At 32.9% G+C, this 21,410-nt stretch carries 16 protein-coding genes; all 16 read right to left on the bottom strand.

The features are described 5' to 3' along the window. Positions 1-6: 6 nt before the first annotated feature. Entirely contained in the window at positions 7-804 is a 798-nt protein-coding gene (locus tag E9099_RS02125; protein ID WP_136582093.1) for a hypothetical protein, read from the bottom strand. Between the two features lie 86 nt (positions 805-890). Continuing rightward, a complete protein-coding gene (locus E9099_RS02120; protein ID WP_136582092.1) occupies positions 891-2,795 on the bottom strand; it encodes a DUF349 domain-containing protein in 1,905 nt (634 codons plus the stop codon). Positions 2,796-2,889: 94 nt separating this feature from the next. Beyond that, positions 2,890-3,657, bottom strand: a complete 768-nt coding sequence (locus E9099_RS02115) for a shikimate dehydrogenase family protein (protein WP_240788940.1) — start codon at positions 3,655-3,657, stop codon at positions 2,890-2,892. Continuing rightward, positions 3,626-4,645, bottom strand: coding sequence for a DUF368 domain-containing protein (locus E9099_RS02110; RefSeq protein WP_136582091.1), 1,020 nt, complete (start codon positions 4,643-4,645; stop codon positions 3,626-3,628). Before E9099_RS02110 ends, E9099_RS02115 begins: the two co-directional genes overlap by 32 nt. After that, positions 4,646-5,659: a DUF368 domain-containing protein gene (locus E9099_RS02105; protein ID WP_136582090.1), complete on the bottom strand. Its 1,014-nt coding sequence runs from the start codon at positions 5,657-5,659 to the stop codon at positions 4,646-4,648. A gap of 53 nt (positions 5,660-5,712) precedes the next feature. Then, positions 5,713-7,101, bottom strand: a complete 1,389-nt coding sequence (locus E9099_RS02100; RefSeq protein WP_136582089.1) for a tetratricopeptide repeat protein — start codon at positions 7,099-7,101, stop codon at positions 5,713-5,715. A gap of 142 nt (positions 7,102-7,243) precedes the next feature. Continuing rightward, positions 7,244-8,431 carry an aspartate aminotransferase family protein gene (locus E9099_RS02095; RefSeq protein WP_136582088.1) on the bottom strand — a complete coding sequence of 396 codons (1,188 nt, stop codon included), beginning with the start codon at positions 8,429-8,431 and terminating at the stop codon, positions 7,244-7,246. A 3-nt stretch (positions 8,432-8,434) separates the two neighbouring features. Beyond that, positions 8,435-10,255, bottom strand: coding sequence for an OstA-like protein (locus E9099_RS02090; protein ID WP_240788939.1), 1,821 nt, complete (start codon positions 10,253-10,255; stop codon positions 8,435-8,437). Between the two features lie 127 nt (positions 10,256-10,382). Continuing rightward, complete coding sequence (locus E9099_RS02085) at positions 10,383-11,654, bottom strand: adenylosuccinate synthase (RefSeq protein WP_136582087.1); 1,272 nt, start codon at positions 11,652-11,654, stop codon at positions 10,383-10,385. A 2-nt stretch (positions 11,655-11,656) separates the two neighbouring features. Further along, positions 11,657-12,124 (bottom strand): Fur family transcriptional regulator, encoded by a 468-nt coding sequence (locus E9099_RS02080; RefSeq protein WP_101017641.1) that lies wholly within the window; start codon positions 12,122-12,124, stop codon positions 11,657-11,659. Between the two features lie 96 nt (positions 12,125-12,220). After that, complete coding sequence (locus tag E9099_RS02075; RefSeq protein ID WP_136582086.1) at positions 12,221-14,440, bottom strand: RelA/SpoT family protein; 2,220 nt, start codon at positions 14,438-14,440, stop codon at positions 12,221-12,223. Between the two features lie 136 nt (positions 14,441-14,576). Next, positions 14,577-15,560 (bottom strand): carboxypeptidase-like regulatory domain-containing protein, encoded by a 984-nt coding sequence (locus tag E9099_RS02070; protein WP_136582085.1) that lies wholly within the window; start codon positions 15,558-15,560, stop codon positions 14,577-14,579. Between the two features lie 947 nt (positions 15,561-16,507). Further along, positions 16,508-18,301 carry a DUF885 domain-containing protein gene (locus tag E9099_RS02065; protein WP_136582084.1) on the bottom strand — a complete coding sequence of 598 codons (1,794 nt, stop codon included), beginning with the start codon at positions 18,299-18,301 and terminating at the stop codon, positions 16,508-16,510. A gap of 49 nt (positions 18,302-18,350) precedes the next feature. Continuing rightward, positions 18,351-19,592 carry a DEAD/DEAH box helicase gene (locus E9099_RS02060; protein ID WP_136582083.1) on the bottom strand — a complete coding sequence of 414 codons (1,242 nt, stop codon included), beginning with the start codon at positions 19,590-19,592 and terminating at the stop codon, positions 18,351-18,353. 78 nt (positions 19,593-19,670) lie between these two features. Then, complete coding sequence (locus tag E9099_RS02055; RefSeq protein WP_136582082.1) at positions 19,671-20,675, bottom strand: transglutaminase domain-containing protein; 1,005 nt, start codon at positions 20,673-20,675, stop codon at positions 19,671-19,673. A 10-nt stretch (positions 20,676-20,685) separates the two neighbouring features. Beyond that, positions 20,686-21,351, bottom strand: coding sequence for a carboxypeptidase-like regulatory domain-containing protein (locus E9099_RS02050; RefSeq protein WP_136582081.1), 666 nt, complete (start codon positions 21,349-21,351; stop codon positions 20,686-20,688). Between the last annotated feature and the right edge of the window lie 59 nt (positions 21,352-21,410).

Below are 21,410 nucleotides of genomic sequence, written 5' to 3'. Positions count from 1 at the left end.
ACTTATCTAACTAAGTATATTTAAGACGGCATCAATTTTTGTATTCAAAAGATTTAATTGGCTGTCGTATTTATCTGTATCCTCAGATATTGTTTTTCTAATAAGTATAAAGCTTTGAAGTCTTAATTCTGAATAGTCTAATAAGGCTTTGTTTTGCTCTATTAAATCAGAAGGTAAGCCGTCTAACGTATTTAGTTTTTCAATAATATCGATATTTTCTTTCCATTTAGGAATCACTATATCATCTAATTCTTTAATTAAAGCAGGGGTGTCTTTTGAGTCTATGTTGTCATAAAATTTTAGAGCTTCCGTTTCATTTTTAGAAAAGATTTCTATAGTGTTGTCGTAAATATCATATACAGGATTACTAGTTTCATAGTAGATGTATCCAAATAAGCCTATTCCAATAATTAATATAGAGATAAGTCCAATTCCGGCAGCTCTCCATCCTGAAAAGAATATATGGTCATTGTCTTTATGGCTCTTCAATGCCTCACCTTGCGTATGTTCTACAAGTCCTAAGATAATAGCGGTGTAAATAGCAGGTATTACTATGTTGGGGATTTTATTCATAATCTCCTCAGGAACCAATAGTATTCCAACAAAAAGAATAACTGTACTTACAATGCCTAAAATTAAAGTTATACGACCTTTTTTAGGTTGGTTTAGTGTTTTGAAGTTTTCTCCTATCATGTAGCCAGCAGCTAATGGACCTCCTAAAAAGGTTGCCCCGCCTATTGCTCTATGAGAGTATAATTTTAGGTCTTTCTGTGCTACGGCAATTTGTGGTTCTATATTATCCATTCTATGGTTGTTTCATTTTTTTTATAAAAAAAACCTGTTTAATCCATACAAAATGGGCTAAACAGGTTTGTGAAATAATTATTCTTTTAAGAATATAAACCTTTTATTTTTTTCAGTTTAGTAGTCCATAATACTAAATCGTCCTTATGTCTTTTAATATTTTTATGTACATCTTTAACTAAAGGATTGTCTGATTTTACATTAGAGAAAAACTGTAAGTTGTTTTCTAATTGAATGATCTCGCCTTTTATGTCATCTACTTTTTTCTGAATATAAAAACGCTCGCTATCAATTGCTCTAGAATCATCACCAGAAGCTAATTGGTCTAATTTGTTTTCAAATTTAATTAACTCAGATTCTGTTCTGTTTAAGTCTAAAGATTTAAAAACACCATCTAAAGCATCGTTAAAATCATTTTCAATTTGACGTTTATTGCGTGGTACGCGACCAACAGCTTTCCATTTGTTGATATGTTCTTTAATGGTCGCAAGGTCTTCTTTTTTCTCTCCTGCTAGTTTTAAGCTTTTAATTTCTGCAAGTAATGTTTCTTTAGTAGTAAAGGCTTCTTCTTCCTCGGCGCTAGCAGCATTACGTTGTTCTTTAATACGATCAAAGTAATGGTTACACGCACTTTTAAATTGTTTCCATATTTTGTCACTGTCTTTTCTAGGGACATGTCCAATACGCTTCCAATCCCCTTGAATTTTTTTCATTAATTGGGTGGTCGCTTCAAAATCGTCACTGTTTTTATTGTCTTCAGCAATTTTAACTAACGCTTGCTTTTTCTCTAAGTTGTCGTATTGGTCTTTTTTTAGATTTTTATAGAAATCATTTTTTTGTCTATTAAACCCTCTAACGGCTTCTTTAAAAGCAGCCCATGTTGCTTCGTTAACTTTTACAGGTACTTTTCCTGCTTTGAAAAATTCTTCTCTAAGCGCTTCAATGTCCTTAATCTTATTTTGCCATCCACTATGATTACTGATGGTCTCATTAGACTTTTCTTTGATAAGCGTAATAATAGCTTGCTTATTTAATAAGTTTTGCTCGTAAATAGTGTCTAGATTTTTGAAGTAGTCTTGACGTTTCGCATTTATCTTTTTGGTTGCTTCTTTAAAGCGATCCCAGATTGGCTCTCTGTGCTCTCTAGCGACAGGTCCAAGTTCTTCTTTCCAAATTTTATGTAAATTTTGAAGTTCTCTAAAAGCTCTGTTTGTATTTTGATCGTCAGCTAATGCTTCAGCTTGCTCAATAATCTTAGTTTTTAACTCTAAATTATGTGCAAAATCCTTGTCACGTAAATCTCTATCTAAATGTAATAAATCGTAAAAACGTTCTACATTAAAATGGTAGCTGTTCCAAGCATTGTTGTATTTGTCACGCGGAATAGGTCCTGCAACTTTCCATTGGTCTTGAAGTTCTTTAAATTTTTTGTATTTAGTATTCATAGAGTCTTCAGCATCTTCTGTTAATGCTTTGATTCCTTCTATAATATCTAATCTACTAGTTAGATTTTGTTTGTGGTTTTGTTCTATATTTTTATAATGACCATTCAAACGTTGTTTGTAATCTTTATAACTATCTTTAAAACTACGTTGTAAAGGCGATTGGAAACTAAAATCAATCTCATTACCACCAGAACTTAAAAACTCTTCTTTTTTCTCATCAAGCAAGTCTTGAAATTGCTTGTCAAACTCAGTTTTTATAGCATCAATATGCTTTTTTATGGCTTGTACTTTTTCATTCTTTACTAAACGTTCAATCTCTATAACCAATTGTTCTAGGTTAAGTGACTCGTAATCTTTATCCTCAATATTATGACGATCTACATTGCCTTCATCTTCAGCATCTTCTGCATTAGAGTCCTCAATTTCGTTTAACACTTCATCATTGTCTTCTGTAGGAGAAGGCGACTCTTGAGGTGTTTCAGGTTGTACGTTTGCGTTAATTTCTTCCGTTCCATCTGCATTTTGCAGGTTATCTAGCTCTGACATTTTATAAATGTTTTAGTTTGTTTAATGTGTATTCAGCTCTTAAAGATAGTAACATCTTCAAAAACTACCAATATTTTAAGTGTTTACTCGTGATTTAAAGTCGTTTATTCCAAATTTTCCAAGATTTTTCAGCTTGAAAGACTAACATATCATAACCATTGATCGTTGTTGCTCCTCTATTTTTACCTTCTTTTAAGAATACAGTTTGTGACGGATTATAAATTAAATCAAACAATATATGTTTAGAGGTAATCCCTTCATATGGTATGTTTGGAGCATCATTAACATCTGGAAATGTGCCAACAGGAGAACAATTAATAATAATTTGATGGTCTTTAATAATGTCTTCTGTAAGTGTATCGTAGGTATAGCTCGCTTTTTCTGAATCTTGACGAGATACAAAGTGAAAATCAATTTTTAATGCTTTTAAAACAAAAGCAATGGCTTTACTAGCGCCACCAGTTCCTAAAATCAACGCTTTTTTATGGTGTTTTTTTAGATGGGGCTTAATGGTTTTTTTGAAACCATAAATATCTGTATTGTAACCTTTAAGGAATCCTTTTTTTGTGAATTTTATTGTGTTGACAGCTCCTATTTGTTCTGCTTTTTTGTCTAAACGGTCTAAAAAAGGAATAATACTTTCTTTGTAAGGAATGGTGACATTTACACCAGATAGACCTTCTGTTTTTAGAATACTTGTTTTAAATTCTTCAATGTTTTGAATATCAAAGTTTTGATAAGTAGCATCGTTAATAACTTCATCTTTAAATTTTAAAGTAAAGTAATTTTGCGAAAAAGAGTAGGAGATGTCTTTACCTAATAAACCATATTTACGCATGTTGTCGTCCTGTTTTTTGTCCATAAAGTTCTAAAGCTAATACAATGGCGATTCCTACAAGCGTGTAGAAAAACGCAAGGTAAGTTTCGGTATTTAATTCTGGTAAATAACGTTCGTAATTTTCTATTATTTTATGATGTCTAGAATCCATTAGAAAAGCACCAGTGTCGGTCATTTTATAAATAGTACGCTTAAAAGGCCATACCACACCTAAAGAGCCTACAATAAATCCAATTATTGAGGCCATGGTAACACTTTTATAATGTTTAAGAATATAGTTTAGGGCATGAGAAAACGTCACCAATCCGACGACGGATCCAATAGTGAATACCGTCAGTACTTTAAGCATTCTGATGCGTTCTAAATTTGATGTAAAACTGAAATCGCCAATTAATATTTCTGAGAATGTATCAAATAAAGCATTTACGGAGTCTACTAATAATAGGACATAGTTGCCCAGTAAGATTAATATAAATGATCCTGAAAACCCAGGTAACGTCATTCCAGAAACACTTATGATACCACAGAAAAATACAAAAACTAGATTATCATTTTCTGTTGCGGGATCTAAAAAACTGATCCCTAAACCTAGTGCAGCTCCAATTGCTAATGCAAAATAGGTAGTTGTTTTCCAATCTTTAAAATCTTTACTAATATAATAGATAGAGCCAATTATCATCCCGAAAAAGACACTCCAAACATACAATTGATAATGGGTGATTAGATAATCTAATATTTTAGAAATACTAAAATAACTGACAATCATCCCGAAGAATAATAAGGTTAAAAAACGACCATTGATATAATGATAAAACGCTTTAAAACGCCCTCTTATTAATAGTTTAAAAGCGGTCCCGCTTACTTTTTGTAGGGAATGAATAAACTCTTCATAAAAACCAGCAACAAACGCAACAACACCTCCAGATACACCAGGAACTTTGTTAGCTGCTCCCATACCTAATCCTTTTAAGATTAAGAATATCTTATCTTTTAATGTCCGTGTATTCTCCATTTATGACGCTCTGTTGCCTACTTTTTCTAGAATAAAAATAGTTAAAAAACCTGCAATCATTAATCCAATCGCTAACATTGTTTGTGGATTAGCTAAATAATTATTTAGCTCGTTATAGTGTATCGGTAACACACTTTCTTCTAATACGGTTTTGTAGGAGTCAAAATCATTAGTCGTTTTTTGAAAAAAGGATAAGGTTCCAAAATCTGTAATAGTACTAAAGGGTACGATGTCTCCTGTTTTGTCAACCATAACCGAAACTGTTTTTTTCCAAGGCCAGACTTTATTTAACGAGCCTAAAATAAAACCTGTAAGTACGGCTAATGTTGTATTATGATAATTTTTAAATAACCATTTTAAAACGTGACTAAAACTAAGTAAACCAACGACTGCTCCTGCTGCGAATAAACCAATTTTTTTAATGTCAAAGTCAGAAAAGGCATTACTTAATGTTTTGTAAGCGCCTAAAATTACTAAAATAAAACTACCAGAAATACCTGGTAATATCATTGCACAAATAGCTATAGCCCCCGCAATAAATAAAAAGTAAGAATTTGTGTTGCTAGCTAAAGATGGGAGACTAGTAATATAAAAAGCAGCAATAGCACCGACTATAATTGCAAGTATGGCACTGGGTGACCATTTAGTAATTTGTTTACCAATAAATAAAATACTAGCTATAATTAATCCGAAAAAGAAAGACCAAATTAAAACCGGATGATGTTCTAGTAGATATTTGGCTAAGCGCATAAATGTCACAAAGCTGATAACAATACCTGTTAAAAGTGCTACTAAAAAATTACCATTAAGTTTTGTCCAAAAGGCTGAAAATCCGTCTGATTTTAGAGTTTTTAACAGCGCTAAGTTAACACCACTTATAGTGGAAATTAACTCTTCATAAATACCAGAAATAAAAGCGATTGTACCTCCTGAAACACCAGGGACAGCATCGGCAGCTCCCATTGCAACCCCTTTTAAGCTAATTAAAAGATAATCTTTTAAACGTCTTTGCATAGTTTAATTTTTGTTAGTAATCAAAGGTATGCAAAAAACGTTTTAAGTCTAAATTATTGTAACTTTTTTAATGCCTTTTTAAAGGTAGTAGACTGATAGACAAATGGGAACAATTCCTCAATAACAATTAGAAATTCCTTGTCAAAAGTAAAGGCGTTTTTTAAGTGATAACTGGCTTTTTCTGTTTCTAGTAGCGTATAGTAAATACCTGCTAATCGGAATTCAATTTCTGCATTTTCAGGATAAAACTCAGCCGCTTGTATTAAATTAAAACTCGCAGATTCAAATTCACCTAATTGTACTAAAATATCAGAACGCTGTAACCAAGACGTTAATTCGTAGTTACCTAACTCTATAGCGCGTTTATAACCACGTTCTGACTCTTCTAAAAAGTTTAATCTATGATTAATTTTTGCATATAACTTCCAATAAGACACGTTATCTTCATCAATGTTTATTGCTTTATTGATGTAGTATAGTGCTTTTTGGTAATTTTTCTGTTTATTATAAAACTTAGTAATTGCAATCCATCCTTTATCTAATAAGGGATCTTCTTTAACGGTTTGATAATAATACTGTTTTGCTAACTTGTTTTGACCTAATTTTTCATGACAACATCCCAATCGTAATAAAGCAAAAGACGTTGGATCTTCTAACTCTAGAGTTAAAGCGTAGTTTTCTATAGCTTCATTGTATCGTTTTAATTTTTCTAAAACTTTACCTTTTTCTATATATGCGCCAACAAAGGTATCATCTGAAATAATAGCGAACTCATAGGCGCTTAAAGATTTTTTATAAGCTTTGATTGTATAATACTGCTTTCCTAATTGGTGCCAACCCACTTCAGAATATGGGTGTTTGTCTAAATACGCATTTAAAAAGTTTATGGCTTCTACGTTTTCATTTAAAAAATCGAAGCAATACATCACATTATATAAAGACGAATAATCCTCAGAATCTTCCGCTAAACAACGCATAAAACTTTGTTTTGCTTCTTCAAAATTATCTAAAAACAAGTATTCCATCCCTATTAAAGAATGTAATTCAGACGTTTCTTCGGATAAATCTAAGGCTCTATTTAATACTTTTATTGCGTCTTCATGCTTACCTTCTTTAGATAAAATATTTGCTTTTTGAATATAAACCTCTTCATTTGAAGATTCTAAAACATATAAGGCATCTAATAATTGATTCGCGTCTTTTAGCTTGTTTTCAAATACAAAAATTTCTACTTGAAACAATTTAAGATTAGTCGAGGTTGGGTGTTGGTCCAACCCTAATTTAATCGCTTTTTTTGCTAGTGATACTTTACCTTGATTAAGGTAATGGTGAATTATATTTTCAAACTCATCCGAATCAAAAAACAACACATGGTTTGTTTTTAACATAGATTCGAATTTTTTGAGTGATACTTTATTAGGTTCTTCTTGGCTAAACTCCATAGGCACTGTTTAGGTGTTTCTAGTGTAATAAATGTAATGTTCTCTTACTTGTTTTACGGCCTAAACCATTTTTGTTTTTAACAAAGTAATCAACAATTACAGGGATTTATATGTTTTTTGGTGACTTTTAGTAACTTATGTACTAGTTGCGATCACTTATTTTATCTAATAAGTCAATAATAATGCCACAACCTTTTATTATTTGTGCAATGCTAATGGTTAAAGGTGGCGTGATACGTATTGCTTTTGGTTCAAATAGTAACCAGAATAAAATTAGGCCTTGATTTTGAGCTTCTAAAATGACTTTGTTTGTGATGTCCGCCGATGTGGTGAGTGCTGCTAGCATTAAACCTCGACCTCTAATTTGAGTAATTAAAGGGTGTTTTAAGTGTTGTCTTATCACTTGTTCTTTTATTAAAGCTTCTGCCATTAAGTCACTATTTACAACTTCTTTTAATGTCGCTAAAGCGGAAGCTGCAATTAGTGGATTACCTCCAAATGTGGTGATATGTCCTAGTTTAGGACTATCTTGGAGTGTATCCATATGTGCTTTTGAGGCTGTAAAAGCACCAATAGGTAAGCCACCTCCCAATCCTTTTCCTGTGACCACAATGTCGGGAATGACATTATAATTTTCGAAACCAAATAATTTACCAGTACGACCAATACCTGGTTGTATTTCATCTAAAATTAAAAGGGCGCCAGCCGCTTCACATTTTGCTTTTAATACTGTTAGATAGTTGTTTTTAGGTTCGATAAATCCAGCACCTCCTTGAATAGTTTCTACAATAACAGCTGCTGTTTTTGTAGTAATATGTTTTAAATGTGGTTCGTAATTAAAGGTAATATGATTGATATCTGGTAATAAAGGTCTAAAAGGCGCTTTGCGTTCTTCAAAGTCCATTAGACTTAAAGATCCCATAGTATTGCCATGATAGGCATTATGGGCTGCTATTATTTGACTACGACCTGTAACACGGCGGGCAAGTTTTAAAGCACCTTCGATAGCTTCTGTACCCGAGTTTACTAAATACGTTGACTCTAATGGCGCCGGTAAATGTTTGGCGATAAAAGCACAAAGGTCGACCGCAGGTTGTTGTGCATATTCTCCATAAACCATGACATGTAGATATTTATCGGCTTGATTTTTAATAGCATCAACTATTTTTGGATGACAATGCCCTAATGTACAGGCAGACACGCCGGCAACAAAGTCTAAATAGGCTTTATTGTTAGTGTCATAGATATAACTTCCTTTGGCATGAGAGATTTCTAAGGCTAAAGGATATGGAGAAGTCTGTGCTTGATATTTAAAAAAACCATCGGTCATACATTATTCTTTTTCGTCTTCTTGTTTTAATTCTGGTTTTTTAGCTGTTTTTTTAACTCCAGTAGCAGTCTTATTTAAAAATTTCTTAGGTACCGTTCTAGAGGCTTTTGGTGCTTCATCTTTTTTATTCAGTTGTTTTGCATCCGCTTCTTTGTCAGCTTTGTTGATACGTCCAATTAAAGCGTCTCCAAAAAACTCTTCGTCAGCTTTATAGGGGTCTAGTCCTTTTATGACAGGCAAGACGTAAGGTGGATCGTCTTTGAATAAGTCTTCAACAGATTTAGGGCGCTCATCATCACGCCAATCAAATCCTCTTAGTTTTCTCGCATTTTTAGGAAGGTCTTCCTCGGTGTATAGCTTTCCTTCAAACTGCGTTATTTTTCTAAGTTCTACAACTTCTTTGTCTTCAAAATAGATTGTGATATCTCCCGATTTTGATTTTTCAATACCAATTAATTCATCTTTATCATTTCTACTATAATTTATAGATTCTGCATTTTTAAGAATATGTACTTCATTAATATCATTGTTATCATCAAATAAGCCAATCAGTCGTTTACCGGATATTTGATTATAGCCGTCTTCGCTAAGTGTATCTTTACTAATTAGGAAAGCGTTATTAAAAACAATAAGTGAATCTAACTTTTCAGTTTTTGGATTTGATTTTAAATGAATGGTGTCTCCTGTCATTTGGTTGTCAATATTCCAAAGTATGGGTTTTCGAGCTGCCGAAAAGGCATCTCCTTTATTAAGTCTAGCTAAGTTAATTAACTGGGTTAATCCAGATTTGTGATCGGCATGAATCGAATCGGCTTTAGCGCTAATGTCTGATTTATACACTTTACCATTATAAAAACCTCGGGTTATACGATGGTCCGCTTTACCAGTAATCATTAAGGTGTCTGCGTGCATGTAAATACTATCCGTCTCTTGAATAGTAATGGCTAAGGCGCGTTTTGTGATGTAAACCGAATCTTTGGCACGATAGACTTCGGCGTAATGGCCTTTTATAATACTACTATTTATTGTGTCAGTTACTGTAATATTATTGGTTGCTGATGCAAAATTGCGATTTCTGTCAAAAAAGATACTGTCACCAACTACCACGCGATTATCGTAATCTATTCTTGAATTTCTTACAAAGTACCCTGTGTCATCTGTGGTATTATAAAAACCACGTTCACTATAAATTTTACTGCTATCACCAACAATTGTTGAAGGACCATACATGTAAGCATGTCCATTGTCTGAATAATAGTCTAAGGTTTTTGTATTTAACTCGTATTGCGGATTTACTAATTTCACACTATCTACAAAACGGTATTTTTTTTCATTCATATAATAACGCCCCACACGACTAGTTATAGTTCCTGAAGAATCTCTGACTACTTTTCCTCCAGATTTGTAATAGGATTCTTGATTAACTCTATTAAAATATAAAGTATCAGTGGTAATTGTCGATTGTGGATCTGTAAGTACAACATCACCACTAGCAAAGGCTAATTGTGTTTTTCCAGAATACTCGACATATTTAGAGGTTAAATTGAGAGTGTCTCCTTGTTTCATGTTTACATTACCGTAGGCTTCTATAAAATCTTCCTTACCGTAAAAAATAGCTCTGTCACAAAACATGTCAATACCATCATGGTATATGTGGACTTGTCCTTGATCACTTCTCGTCAAGATACTTGCACCAGGAAAATTTTCTTCATCAATATCACCAAATGCACCAGAGTCTTTAATCTCGATGTTTTTTTGTTGGGCCATTCCTAATTGCATGATAAATACAAGGAATAAAAAGGGAGTATATTTAGTAAATTTCAAATTGCGACTGTTTGGTGTAAAAATAACGATTTAATAGACTTACTATTATGTATTAGGAATAATTTAAGATGAAAAAACCTGCTATTAAACTGAATAGCAGGTTTGTAATTTAAACGTTTATTTTGAATTACATAAAAATAGTTTGCTTTCTGTCTGGTCCGACAGATACTATTTTAATAGGTGTTTCTAATTCTTTTTCTAAGAAACTAATGTAATCATTAAGTTCTTTTGGTAGTTGAGACGCTTCACTCATTTCAGTTAAGTCTTCACTCCAACCTTTAAACTCAGTATAAATAGGTTCTACATTTTCCGGTTCTATATTAAACGGTAAATGCGTAATTGTTTCGCCTTTATATTTATAAGCAGTAGCTACTTTTAAAGCTTCAAAACCAGATAAAACATCACTTTTCATCATCATTAATTGCGTCACACCATTAACGCGACACGTGTATTTTAAGGCTACTAAATCTAACCATCCACAACGTCTTGCTCTACCTGTTACAGCTCCAAATTCTTGACCAATTCTAGCCATTTCTTCACCATCTTTATCAAATAACTCTGTTGGGAATGGTCCAGAACCTACACGTGTTGTGTATGCTTTAAAAATACCAAAGACTTCTTTTATTTGGTTAGGTGCAATACCTAAACCAGTACAAGCGCCTGCTGCTGTTGTGTTGCTTGAAGTTACAAATGGATACGTTCCAAAATCAATATCTAAAAGCGACCCTTGAGCACCTTCAGCTAAAATGGTTTTACCTTCTTTAAGTGATTGGTGTAAATACGCTTCGCTGTCTATAAATTGTAATTCTTTAAGTTTTTCAATAGACTCGAAAAATTCAACTTCCATTTCATCTAGATCGTATTGTACGTCTACATTATAAAAAGCAATCATAGCTTCATGCTTGTTAGCTAAAGCTCTGTATTTTTCTTTCCAGCTATCCATTTCTAGATCACCAACTCTGATCCCATTTCTACCAGTTTTGTCCATATATGTTGGACCAATACCTTTTAAAGTAGAACCAATTTTGGCTTTTCCTTTAGAAGCTTCACTAGCAGCATCTAATAAACGATGCGTTGGTAAGATTAAATGTGCTTTTCTTGAAACAATTAGTTTAGCTCTATAATCAATATCAAATTGGTCTAAACCTTCTAATTCTTTTATAAAAACAACTGGATCGACTACTACACCGTTTCCAATAACATTCATAGCCTCTTTATGAAAAATCCCCGAAGGTATAGTACGTAGTACGTGTTTTATTCCGTCAAATTTTAAGGTATGTCCTGCATTTGGACCTCCTTGAAAACGTGCTATAATGTTGTATTTAGAGGTTAATACATCGACAATTTTTCCTTTGCCTTCATCTCCCCATTGTAAACCAAGTAGTAAATCTACTGCCATCTTTAATTTGTTGTGTTGTTATTAGTTTTTTTTCGGTTTCCGTAAAAGTATAAAGAGTGTTTTGATATTTCGATATCAAACACTTCCTCTATTGTTTTTTTTATTGCTTGGATTCTAGGATCACAAAACTCTATGACTTCTCCTGTATCTTGAAGTATAACATGATCATGCTGTTTGTCAAAATAGGATTTTTCATAATGTGCTTGGTTTTTACCAAACTGATGTTTTCTTACCAACCCACAATCCAAAAGTATCTCTATAGTATTATATAAAGTAGCACGACTCACGCGGTACTTTTTATTCTTCATATTATCGTACAAAGATTCTATATCAAAATGTTCTGAATTTGAATATATTTCTTGGAGTATAGCGTAACGTTCTGGCGTTTTCCTATGTCCATTGTCTTCTAAAAAAGAGGTGAAGACGTTTTTTACAATCTCTTGATTTTTTATATCTGTTTTTCCGCTCATAAATACCCAACAAATTTACATCTTTTTTTGAGGTTGTACCCATAAAAAAAGATAATTTGACAACTGTGTTATTAGACAGTTATTAACAACTAAACTTTAAATTCTAGTAACTTTATCAATACCATTGATTTTTTTAAGGTTATCTGTCAGTTTTTTTAGCATTGATTTATTATGAACTTTGACATTTATTTTTCCTTTAAAAACACCATCATCACTCTGGAAGCTTATACTATTCATGTTGACATGCATGTTTGAGGATATGACTTTAGTGATTTCATTGACTAATCCTAAGTTGTCAATACCAGATAATATAATTTGTGCAGCAAATTCTTGTTGAGAGGAATCTATCCATCGTGCTTGAATAATGCGATACGCGTAGTTAGATTGTAAACTTAGCGCATTTGGACAGTTTTTTTTGTGCACTTTAATTCCGTCATTAATAGTAATAAACCCAAATACAGCATCACCGGGAATGGGATTACAGCAATTGGCTAATTTGTAATCTAACTTTTCTTCCTCTTTACCAAAGACTAATAAATCATACTTATTAGTAATCTCTTCTTTATGTATATCGTCAGGATTAGTACCTGGTTTTCTAGTTATTTTATTTTTAAAGAAGCTGACTAAGGCATTACTTCTTGATGCGGAATATTCCTTAAGCATGGTGTTATCTATGCTTCCGGTACCAATACGATAGAATAAATCTAAACTAGTTTTTAAATTAAAATGGCTAACCATTTCATTAACCGATTTTTCGTTTAGGGTGATTTTAAGTTGTTTTAATTTTCGTCTTAAAATCTCTTTACCATCCTCAGCTATTATTTTAGTATCTTCTTTTAATAAGGATTTTATTTTTCCTCTAGCTCTAGCAGTCGTGGCATAATCTAACCAGTTTGGGTTAGGTTTTGCATTTTCTGAGGTGATAATCTCAACTTGATCTCCGCTATTTAAAACGTGACTTAATGGGACTAATTTTCCGTTTACTTTAGCGCCTCTTGTTTTTTTACCAACTTCAGTATGTATACTAAACGCAAAGTCTAAAGGCGTAGCTCCTTTTGGCAACGACTTTAATTCCCCTTTAGGGGTAAACACAAAAATTTCTTTAGAATACAAATTCAGTTTAAACTGTTCTACAAAGTCAACAGCATTAGTAGAGGCGTGCTCTAAAGCTTCTTGCAAACGATTAATCCAAATGTCTAGATTATCCTCTTTATCATCCGCATTTTTGTATTTGTAATGTGCCGCATATCCTTTTTCCGCGATTTCGTTCATGCGCTCACTACGGACTTGGACTTCTACCCAGCGTCCTTTGGGCCCCATTACGGTAATGTGTAATGCTTCGTAACCTGTGGACTTTGGTGATGATATCCAATCACGTAATCGGGTAGGGTTTGGTCTAAAGTGATCGGTAACAATTGAATATATTTTCCAAGCTAAAAACTTTTCGTTTTCTCTGTCGCTTTTATAAATAATACGAACCGCAAATTTATCGTACACCTCGTCAAAGGAAACGCCTTGCTTATCCATTTTTCTTTTAATAGAGAAAATAGATTTTGGACGTCCTTTTATATTGTAATTTAAACCTTCTTTATCTAAAGATTTTTTGATTACATCATTAAACTCTTCAATATAAGCATCTTGTTGTTCTTTACTTTCTTTTATATTGTGTAAAATGTCATTATAAATCTCAGGTTCTGTATATTTTAAACCTAGATCTTCTAATTCCGTTTTAATATTATACAACCCAATTCTGTGCGCTAAAGGGGCGTAAATATATAAGGTTTCGGATGCTATTTTTTCTTGTTTATCTGGACGCATGCTGTCCATGGTTTGCATGTTGTGCAAGCGGTCTGCTATTTTTATAATGATCACTCTAACGTCATCATTTAAAGTTAATAGCATTTTTCTGAAGTTTTCGGCTTGTAAAGATACATCCATGTCTTTCTCTTTACTTAAAGACGAAATTTTGGTCAGTCCATCAACTATTTTGGCAACAGTTTCTCCAAATAAATCTTCAATGTCTTTGACAGAATAATTTTCGTTGTCCTCTACCACATCATGTAATAGGGCAGCAGCAATAGAGGTCGCATCTAAACCAATTTGTTCGGCAACTATTTTAGCAACTGCAATTGGATGAAAGATATAAGCTTCACCACTTTTTCTGCGTTGATGACTATGGGCTTCCACCGCAACATCAAAAGCTTTTCTAATTAGTTTTTTATCGTCCGTAGATAAGGTACGATAACTCACTTTTAAAAGATGCTTATAGGCTTTTGCAATTTCTGCATTTTCTTTTTCAATATCGATTTCTGTCATAAACTGTTCTCCTTCATTTAAAATAGAATGAATACTAAAAATACTACAAAAAAGTCAAAAAACAACACGTTTAGCGCTAATTTGGATTAAAACTATATAGTGTGTTTTTTATAGGATTAAGTGTCGTTTTAAAAGATTACTGTTCTTTATAAACAGCCATTTTTAAGCCCATACCATAATTGTTTAAACCTGCGTTTAATAGGTTGGAATTATTTACATTTTTCTTATCAAAAAGAATCCATTGTCCATTGTTATGAAACACACGTTTGACATAAGTTGTTTTAGTCTCAATTTGATCTGTAAATGGTAATAAAGGTCTAAACGTTGTGGATACTTTAACGATGCCACGTCTTGTTTTTACTTCTTTATATTTTTTGTTGGGCAGTAATTTACCGTTTTTGTCTGTAAAACCTAATACTTGTATGGATACGTATATACCGTCCTTAGGTACAAAAATGTCAAAACCTGAAACATCAAATTCAAATATAGGTTTGGTGTCTTCTGTGGCAATAAATATCACTTTTTCATAGGTTAAAACCTCTCCAGGTAAGCCATTATTGTTTTTATAGAATTGGACTCTAAATAAAGTCGAAAAGGGGCGTTTGGTTTGTTTGTTTTTCCCGCGTTTGTCCCAATCTTTAGTTTCTGTTTTTATAGGAAGCAATATTTTGGTTAAATGCTTTGGTTTATTGTCTTCATTTGGGAAAAATACCGCGATTTCACTTTCTATTGTTGGTAACCAACATTTATAATAATCGTTGTGATCTGTTGGTTTTAAGGTGATTTCTTTAAATTTTCCAGTAGGTCTAGCGATAACTATAACTTCGTCCAACAAGTCTGCTTTTGATTCTAAAAAGATTGTGTCTTTTAGGGTGGCTGTTGCTAACTTTAAATCTTTGTAGCCTAAAGCCGAAATAAATAGCGAGTCAATATCTGAATATAATTTTTTTGTAAAATGAAATTTACCTTCGTCATCTGCAAACAAACCGTTTCCGTTTCCAAATGAAATAGTAGCAAAAGAGACCGGTTCGTTGGTTGTAGATAGTAGTGTTTTGTTTTGTGATTGACTTAAAAACGAAACAAAACAAGTGAAAGCGAGAAGTAGGTGTTTTTTTAGCATGGTCTAATTTAAAGATTATACTTAAATGTTTCAGTAATTATTTGAATAATTTGGAAATTAAAAAGCCTTCACTAAAGAGAAGGCTTTTTATACTTATTTAAGTATTGTATTATTAGTTTCTTGTGAGAACCTGAAACTAGTTCAGGTTGACGACAGAGATATCTTAATTTTATTAATGTCCGTCATTCCGAATTTATTTCGGAATCACATTATTTTGGATTGTTGTGTTTTATGTGGGAACCTGAAACTAGTTCAGGTTGACGATTGATGTGATTTAATTTTAATAATGGACGTCATTCCTGATTTATTTCGGAATCCCATTATTTTGGATTGTTGTGTTTTATGTGGGAACCTGAAACGAGTTCAGGTTGACGACAGAGATGTCTTCGTTTTATTAATGTACGTCATTCCGAATTTATTTCGGAATCACATTATTTTGGATTGTTGTTTTTTGTGTGGGAACCTGAAACGAGTTCAGGTTGACGACAGAGATATCTTAATTTTATTAATGTCCGTCATTCCGAATTTATTTCGGAATCACATTATTTTGGATTGTTGTGTTTTATGTGGGAACCTGAAACTAGTTCAGGTTGACGATTGATGTGATTTAATTTTAATAATGGACGTCATTCCTGATTTATTTCGGAATCCCATTATTTTGGATTGTTGTTTTTTGTGTGGGAACCTGAAACTAGTTCAGGTTGACGATTGATGTGGTTTAATTTTATTAATGTCCGTTATTCCGAATTTATTTCGGAATCCCATTATTTTGGATTGTTGTTTTTTATGTGAGAATCTGACACGAGTTCCGGTTGACGACAGAAATATCTTAATTTTATTAATGGACGTCATTCTGGATTTATTTCGGAATCACATTATTTTGGATTGCGGTGTTTTATGTGAGAACCTGAAACGAGTTCAGGTTGACGGGTGTGGTCTTTTGTGATTTATTTAGACGCTTCAATCCAAAGATCTATTTTAGTTTCAAGTAGCGCTAATGGTACACAACCTGGTTCTAATATTTGATTATGAAACTGCGCAATATCAAAACGATCACCTAAGGTTTTTTCTGCTTTAGCACGTAATTCCATGATTTTTAATTGCCCAATCTTATATGATAGTGCTTGTCCTGGATTTGCCATATAACGTTCGATTTCCGAAATGATACTCGCTTCGCTTTCTGCTTCATGGTCTAAAGAGTATTTTATCGCTTGCTCTCTTGTCCAACCTTTAGTGTGCATTCCTGTATCCACAACTAAACGGATCGCACGGTGCATTTCCATACCTAACATTCCAAAATATTGGTAAGGATCAGTGTATAATCCTAGTTCTTTCCCTAAAGATTCGCAATACAACGCCCAACCTTCACCATAAGCACTATACCATAGTGTTTTTCTGAATTTTGGTAACTCGGTGTCTTCTTGTTGTAATGAGATTTGATAATGGTGTCCTGGAATAGCTTCGTGTAAAAATAAAGCTTCGTCACTAAAGACGTTATATTTTGTAGCATCAGGAATTGGTGTGTAAAAAATACCAGGTCGTGTGCCGTCTAAAGATCCTGGGTTATATTCTGCACTAGCAGACGCTTCTCTAAATTTTTCGGTTTGTCTTACTTCAAAAGCTGTTTTAGGCTTAACATCAAATAGTTTAGCAATTTGCGGTTTCATGGTGTCATGTATCGCATTAAAGTTGTCGATTATTTGCTTAGGTGTGGTGTATGGTGTTAAGTCTTTGTTGTTTCTGACGTAGTCAAAAAACGAAATAATATCTCCTTCATACCCAACTTGTGTCTTTACTTTTTCCATTTCGGCAAGAATACGCTTCACTTCACTTAGACCTAAATTATGTATTTGATCAGCGGTCATTGTCGTTGTGGTGTATAACTTGATTTGATGATCGTAATAGGCTTTCCCGTTTGGCGTATCGTCAATCCCACTAGTTGTTCTACCAGCTGCCATATAATCGTCTTTCATAAAATTATAAAGCGATGTGTAAGCAGGAATAACTTTATTTGACACCATATTAGCATAAGCTGTTGTCAAACGTGTTTTGTCTTCGTCAGAAAAACTGTCTGGTAAATTTTTAATTGGTGTATAAAATAGGTGATCCTCTAATGTCGTTTCTGCAATTGTTTTTAATTGTGGTACAACTTTAGCGATTAAAGCTTTTGGTAAAACGTGTTTGTTATCAATACCTGCTTTCATTTTTGTTTCAGCAGAAGCAACCCATTCTAAATACTGGTCTACACGTTGTAACCAATTGTCGTAATCTTCGACTGTATTAAAAGGTTGAGAACTTGCGCCACTAGCCAAAGTCCCAACTGTTAATTGTTTGGTCCACATTTGGTTGATAGGCGTGTAGTTTTCATTAAAATCAAAACGTTCTAAATTAATATCGCAATCCCAGATTAAAATGTCACGACTTAATTGTTGTTTGGCTTCAAGCTGTGAGTTGCTATAAGATTCCGCTTTAGCTTTAAAATCCGAATAGTATGCTTTTTCTTTCTCTGAAAAGGCGTCTGTTAGTGTATTTGGTAAGCTATTATTATAGCGATTATCTCCAGCCGATGTCGCACTTAATGGGTTTAGCTTTAAACCTTCTTCATAAAAATCGTTTAGCATTATACTAAAAGCTTCGTTTTTTACAGAAGTCTCAGCAGTTGTACTGTCTTTTACGGTTTTATCGTTTTTACAAGCTGTAAATAATGTAAAAATGCAAAGTAGGGTGACGTAATGTTTCATTTTATGCTTTTTTGAAGGTGTGATTAAATGATTGCTATCATGTTACTTATTAATACCAACGCTTTTTCTTCTTTTTAGACGCTTCACTTTTACGTCCTTTTTTATGCTTACTACCAGATTTTGCTGATTTGTGCACAATAGGTTTTGCTTTTGGATCTAAAGGATAAGGATGATCGTCTATAACATCTAATTGTAAATGAATCAGTTTTTGAATATCTATTAAATATGTTTTTTCGTCAGCACTACATAAAGAGTATGCCATACCTGATTGCCCTGCACGAGCTGTACGACCAATTCTGTGGACATACGTTTCTGGTACACTTGGTAAATCAAAGTTAACGACAGCATCTAAATGATCGATATCAATACCACGTGCGGCAACATCTGTTGCAATTAAGATATTAATTTCTTTTTTCTTGAAGCGTTTTAAGGCGTCTTGTCTTGCTGTTTGACTTTTGTCACCATGAATACTATCCGCTAAATAGCCATTTTTAAGTAAGGTTTTTTCTAATTTATCCACACCATATTTGGTACGTCTAAAAATAATAATGTTTCCTTTTATGGTATTGCGAAGTAGGTGTAATGCTAATTCTATTTTGTCCTTTTTAGGTGTGAAATAAAGTAATTGATTAACATTTTTTGAAGTCGAACTGTTTTGAGCAACCTCAATACGTTGTGGCTCATTTAAAATCGTACTTGCTAATTGCTCTACTTTATAAGGTATGGTTGCAGAGAATAATAACGTTTGTTTTGTTTTAGGACAAAGACGTTCAATCTTTTTAACATCATCAATAAAGCCCATGTCTAACATTAAATCAGCTTCATCAAGGACTAAGGTTTGCACATAGTCTAGATTAATTTCGTCTTGCTTATGTAAATCTAATAAACGCCCTGGAGTTGCAATTAATATATCAATGCCTTTACGTAACTTTTCTATCTGAGGTTCTATAGACGCTCCACCAAATATAACCGTACTGTCAAGGTTGGTATATGTTGCGTAAGCTTCAAAGTTTTCTGCAATTTGTATTGCTAATTCTCTTGTTGGACTTACAATTAAGGCTTTAATTTTTTTACCTTTTTTGGGACCTTCTTGTTTGTCATACAATAACTGTAAAATAGGTAATGCAAAAGCAGCTGTTTTTCCTGTACCAGTCTGTGCAGAAACAATCACATCTTTTTTATTTAGCACTAACGGAATGGTTTTTTCCTGTACTAATGTTGGGTTATCGTATCCTTTTTCCGCAATAGCGCGTAAAATAGGTCTGTTAAGTTGTAAGTCTTTAAATGACATGAATTAGAATTTGCTACAAAGGTAGTTTTTTCCAAGCATTTAATGTGGTTTAATATTTTTAGAATAACCTGGTTGTTTTTACTCTGTAATTACCGTAACAGTATAAGTTGCAACGATGTCATTTTTGATTTTTAAATGAACATCATAAACCCCTTTATTTTCAAATTTGTAATTAAAGGATACTAATCCATTATTGTTTTTTAGATCTTTAATTTTGAAAGGAATAGTTTTAAATCCAGAATATTTAATTAGCGATATATCTTTAATATCTAAGCTATTTAATGATTTAAAACTAATTGTAAACGTGTCCTCTTTTTTATGGGTTGTGTTTAAATTACTAGGACCAATCGGAATGATTTTATGGGTAAACGTATCGCCATAAACTATTGGAGACGCTATAAAATTAGAGGATATTAACGTGTCATTTAATAACCATTTTTTATCCAAAGGATAATGGTTTTTAGCAAACAGAGTAGGGTCTGTCAAAAAGTAACCCAGATTATAATCCTTTATAAAAACACTATTTACAAAATACCCACTGGACCATGTCGCATCGCATAAATACCATTTGTTATTTAGTTTTACTGCATTCCAAGAGTGATTGGCTAAATCTAAAGATGTCACATTGGTGGTGGTAGAGCGTCCATAACCATTAACCATTTTACACTCTATATTTGCCAAAAAACAAAGTTCTTTAATTAGGTAAGCATAACCTGTGCACATGGTTTTTTTATGCTTTAGTAATTTTTTAAATGCTGTTTTTTGATAGGTGTTATTCCATTTTATATACGCTAAGCTATCGTTTTTAAAACGCTTACGTTGTTTACTAACTTTATTGTCTTGATTAAGATCGCCTTTTATATTAGTACAAACCCAAGTATAAATTGCTCTAAATTTTTCGGCATCATTATCTAGTTTGTAAGTTAAATTATGCGCAAGTAATGGTAAGTTTTCCAAACTAGCATTAGCATTTAATTTAGCAATATTATCGGCTCTTGTAAAAGAGATAGATTTAAAATCCGAAACTTGCGCAATAGTTAATTTAACTATGAAAAAGAAAAATAGTATAAGTCTGTTTTTCATATAAATAGTATTAATCCTTTTTAGAAGAATAGACTTCTTTAACAGCCACTTTACCCATTAAAATATAAGAGTCGTTGTTTAAACTTACATTTAATACCATGTTTGCAGTTGCATTGTTATTCTGAATCGTCATTTTTTTAGACTCGTAACCAACATAACTAAAGATTAATATGTCTCCATTTTTCACTTTTTGAGGAAAGACAAAATTACCATCAAAATCAGATTCAGTTCCAATAGCAGAACCTTGTAAAACAATATTGACGCCCGGTAATGGTAAGTTGTTTTCGTCTACTATTGTTCCTGTTACAGCGCTATTTTGATTAGTTTGATTAAGTCTGATATTAGGAGTCGTGTCTTTTGCAACCGTGTCCTGTGCTTTGGCACCAGTAAAAGAGAATAGTGCTAGGCAAGCTAGACCGATAGCGCTTATAAAACTGTATTTACTTTTTGTAGGTTTTGATGGGTATGCTGTTAATTGTGTGCTTTTAAATCGACCGCAAGTATTTTTAGTGTCTTTTTTATTGAAGAAGATTGTGATTTCATCAGTATTCATGGATGTAAAGTCAATCACTTCTTTTGTACAAGACTTACAAAAGCCACCTTTTGGTGTTGGTGTAAATTGATTAAAGTTTTCCGAACAAGGTGTTGTAATGTCTAAGTTGATTTGATTTTGCATGAGCTATAGGTTTAAATGTTATTATACATCAAACTTATATAAATAAAGGGTGGATTAAA

It is taken from the genome of Psychroserpens sp. NJDZ02 (genome assembly GCF_004843725.1).
Lineage (GTDB): Bacteria > Bacteroidota > Bacteroidia > Flavobacteriales > Flavobacteriaceae > Olleya.
This window is presented reverse-complemented; position numbering and strand designations above follow the sequence as displayed.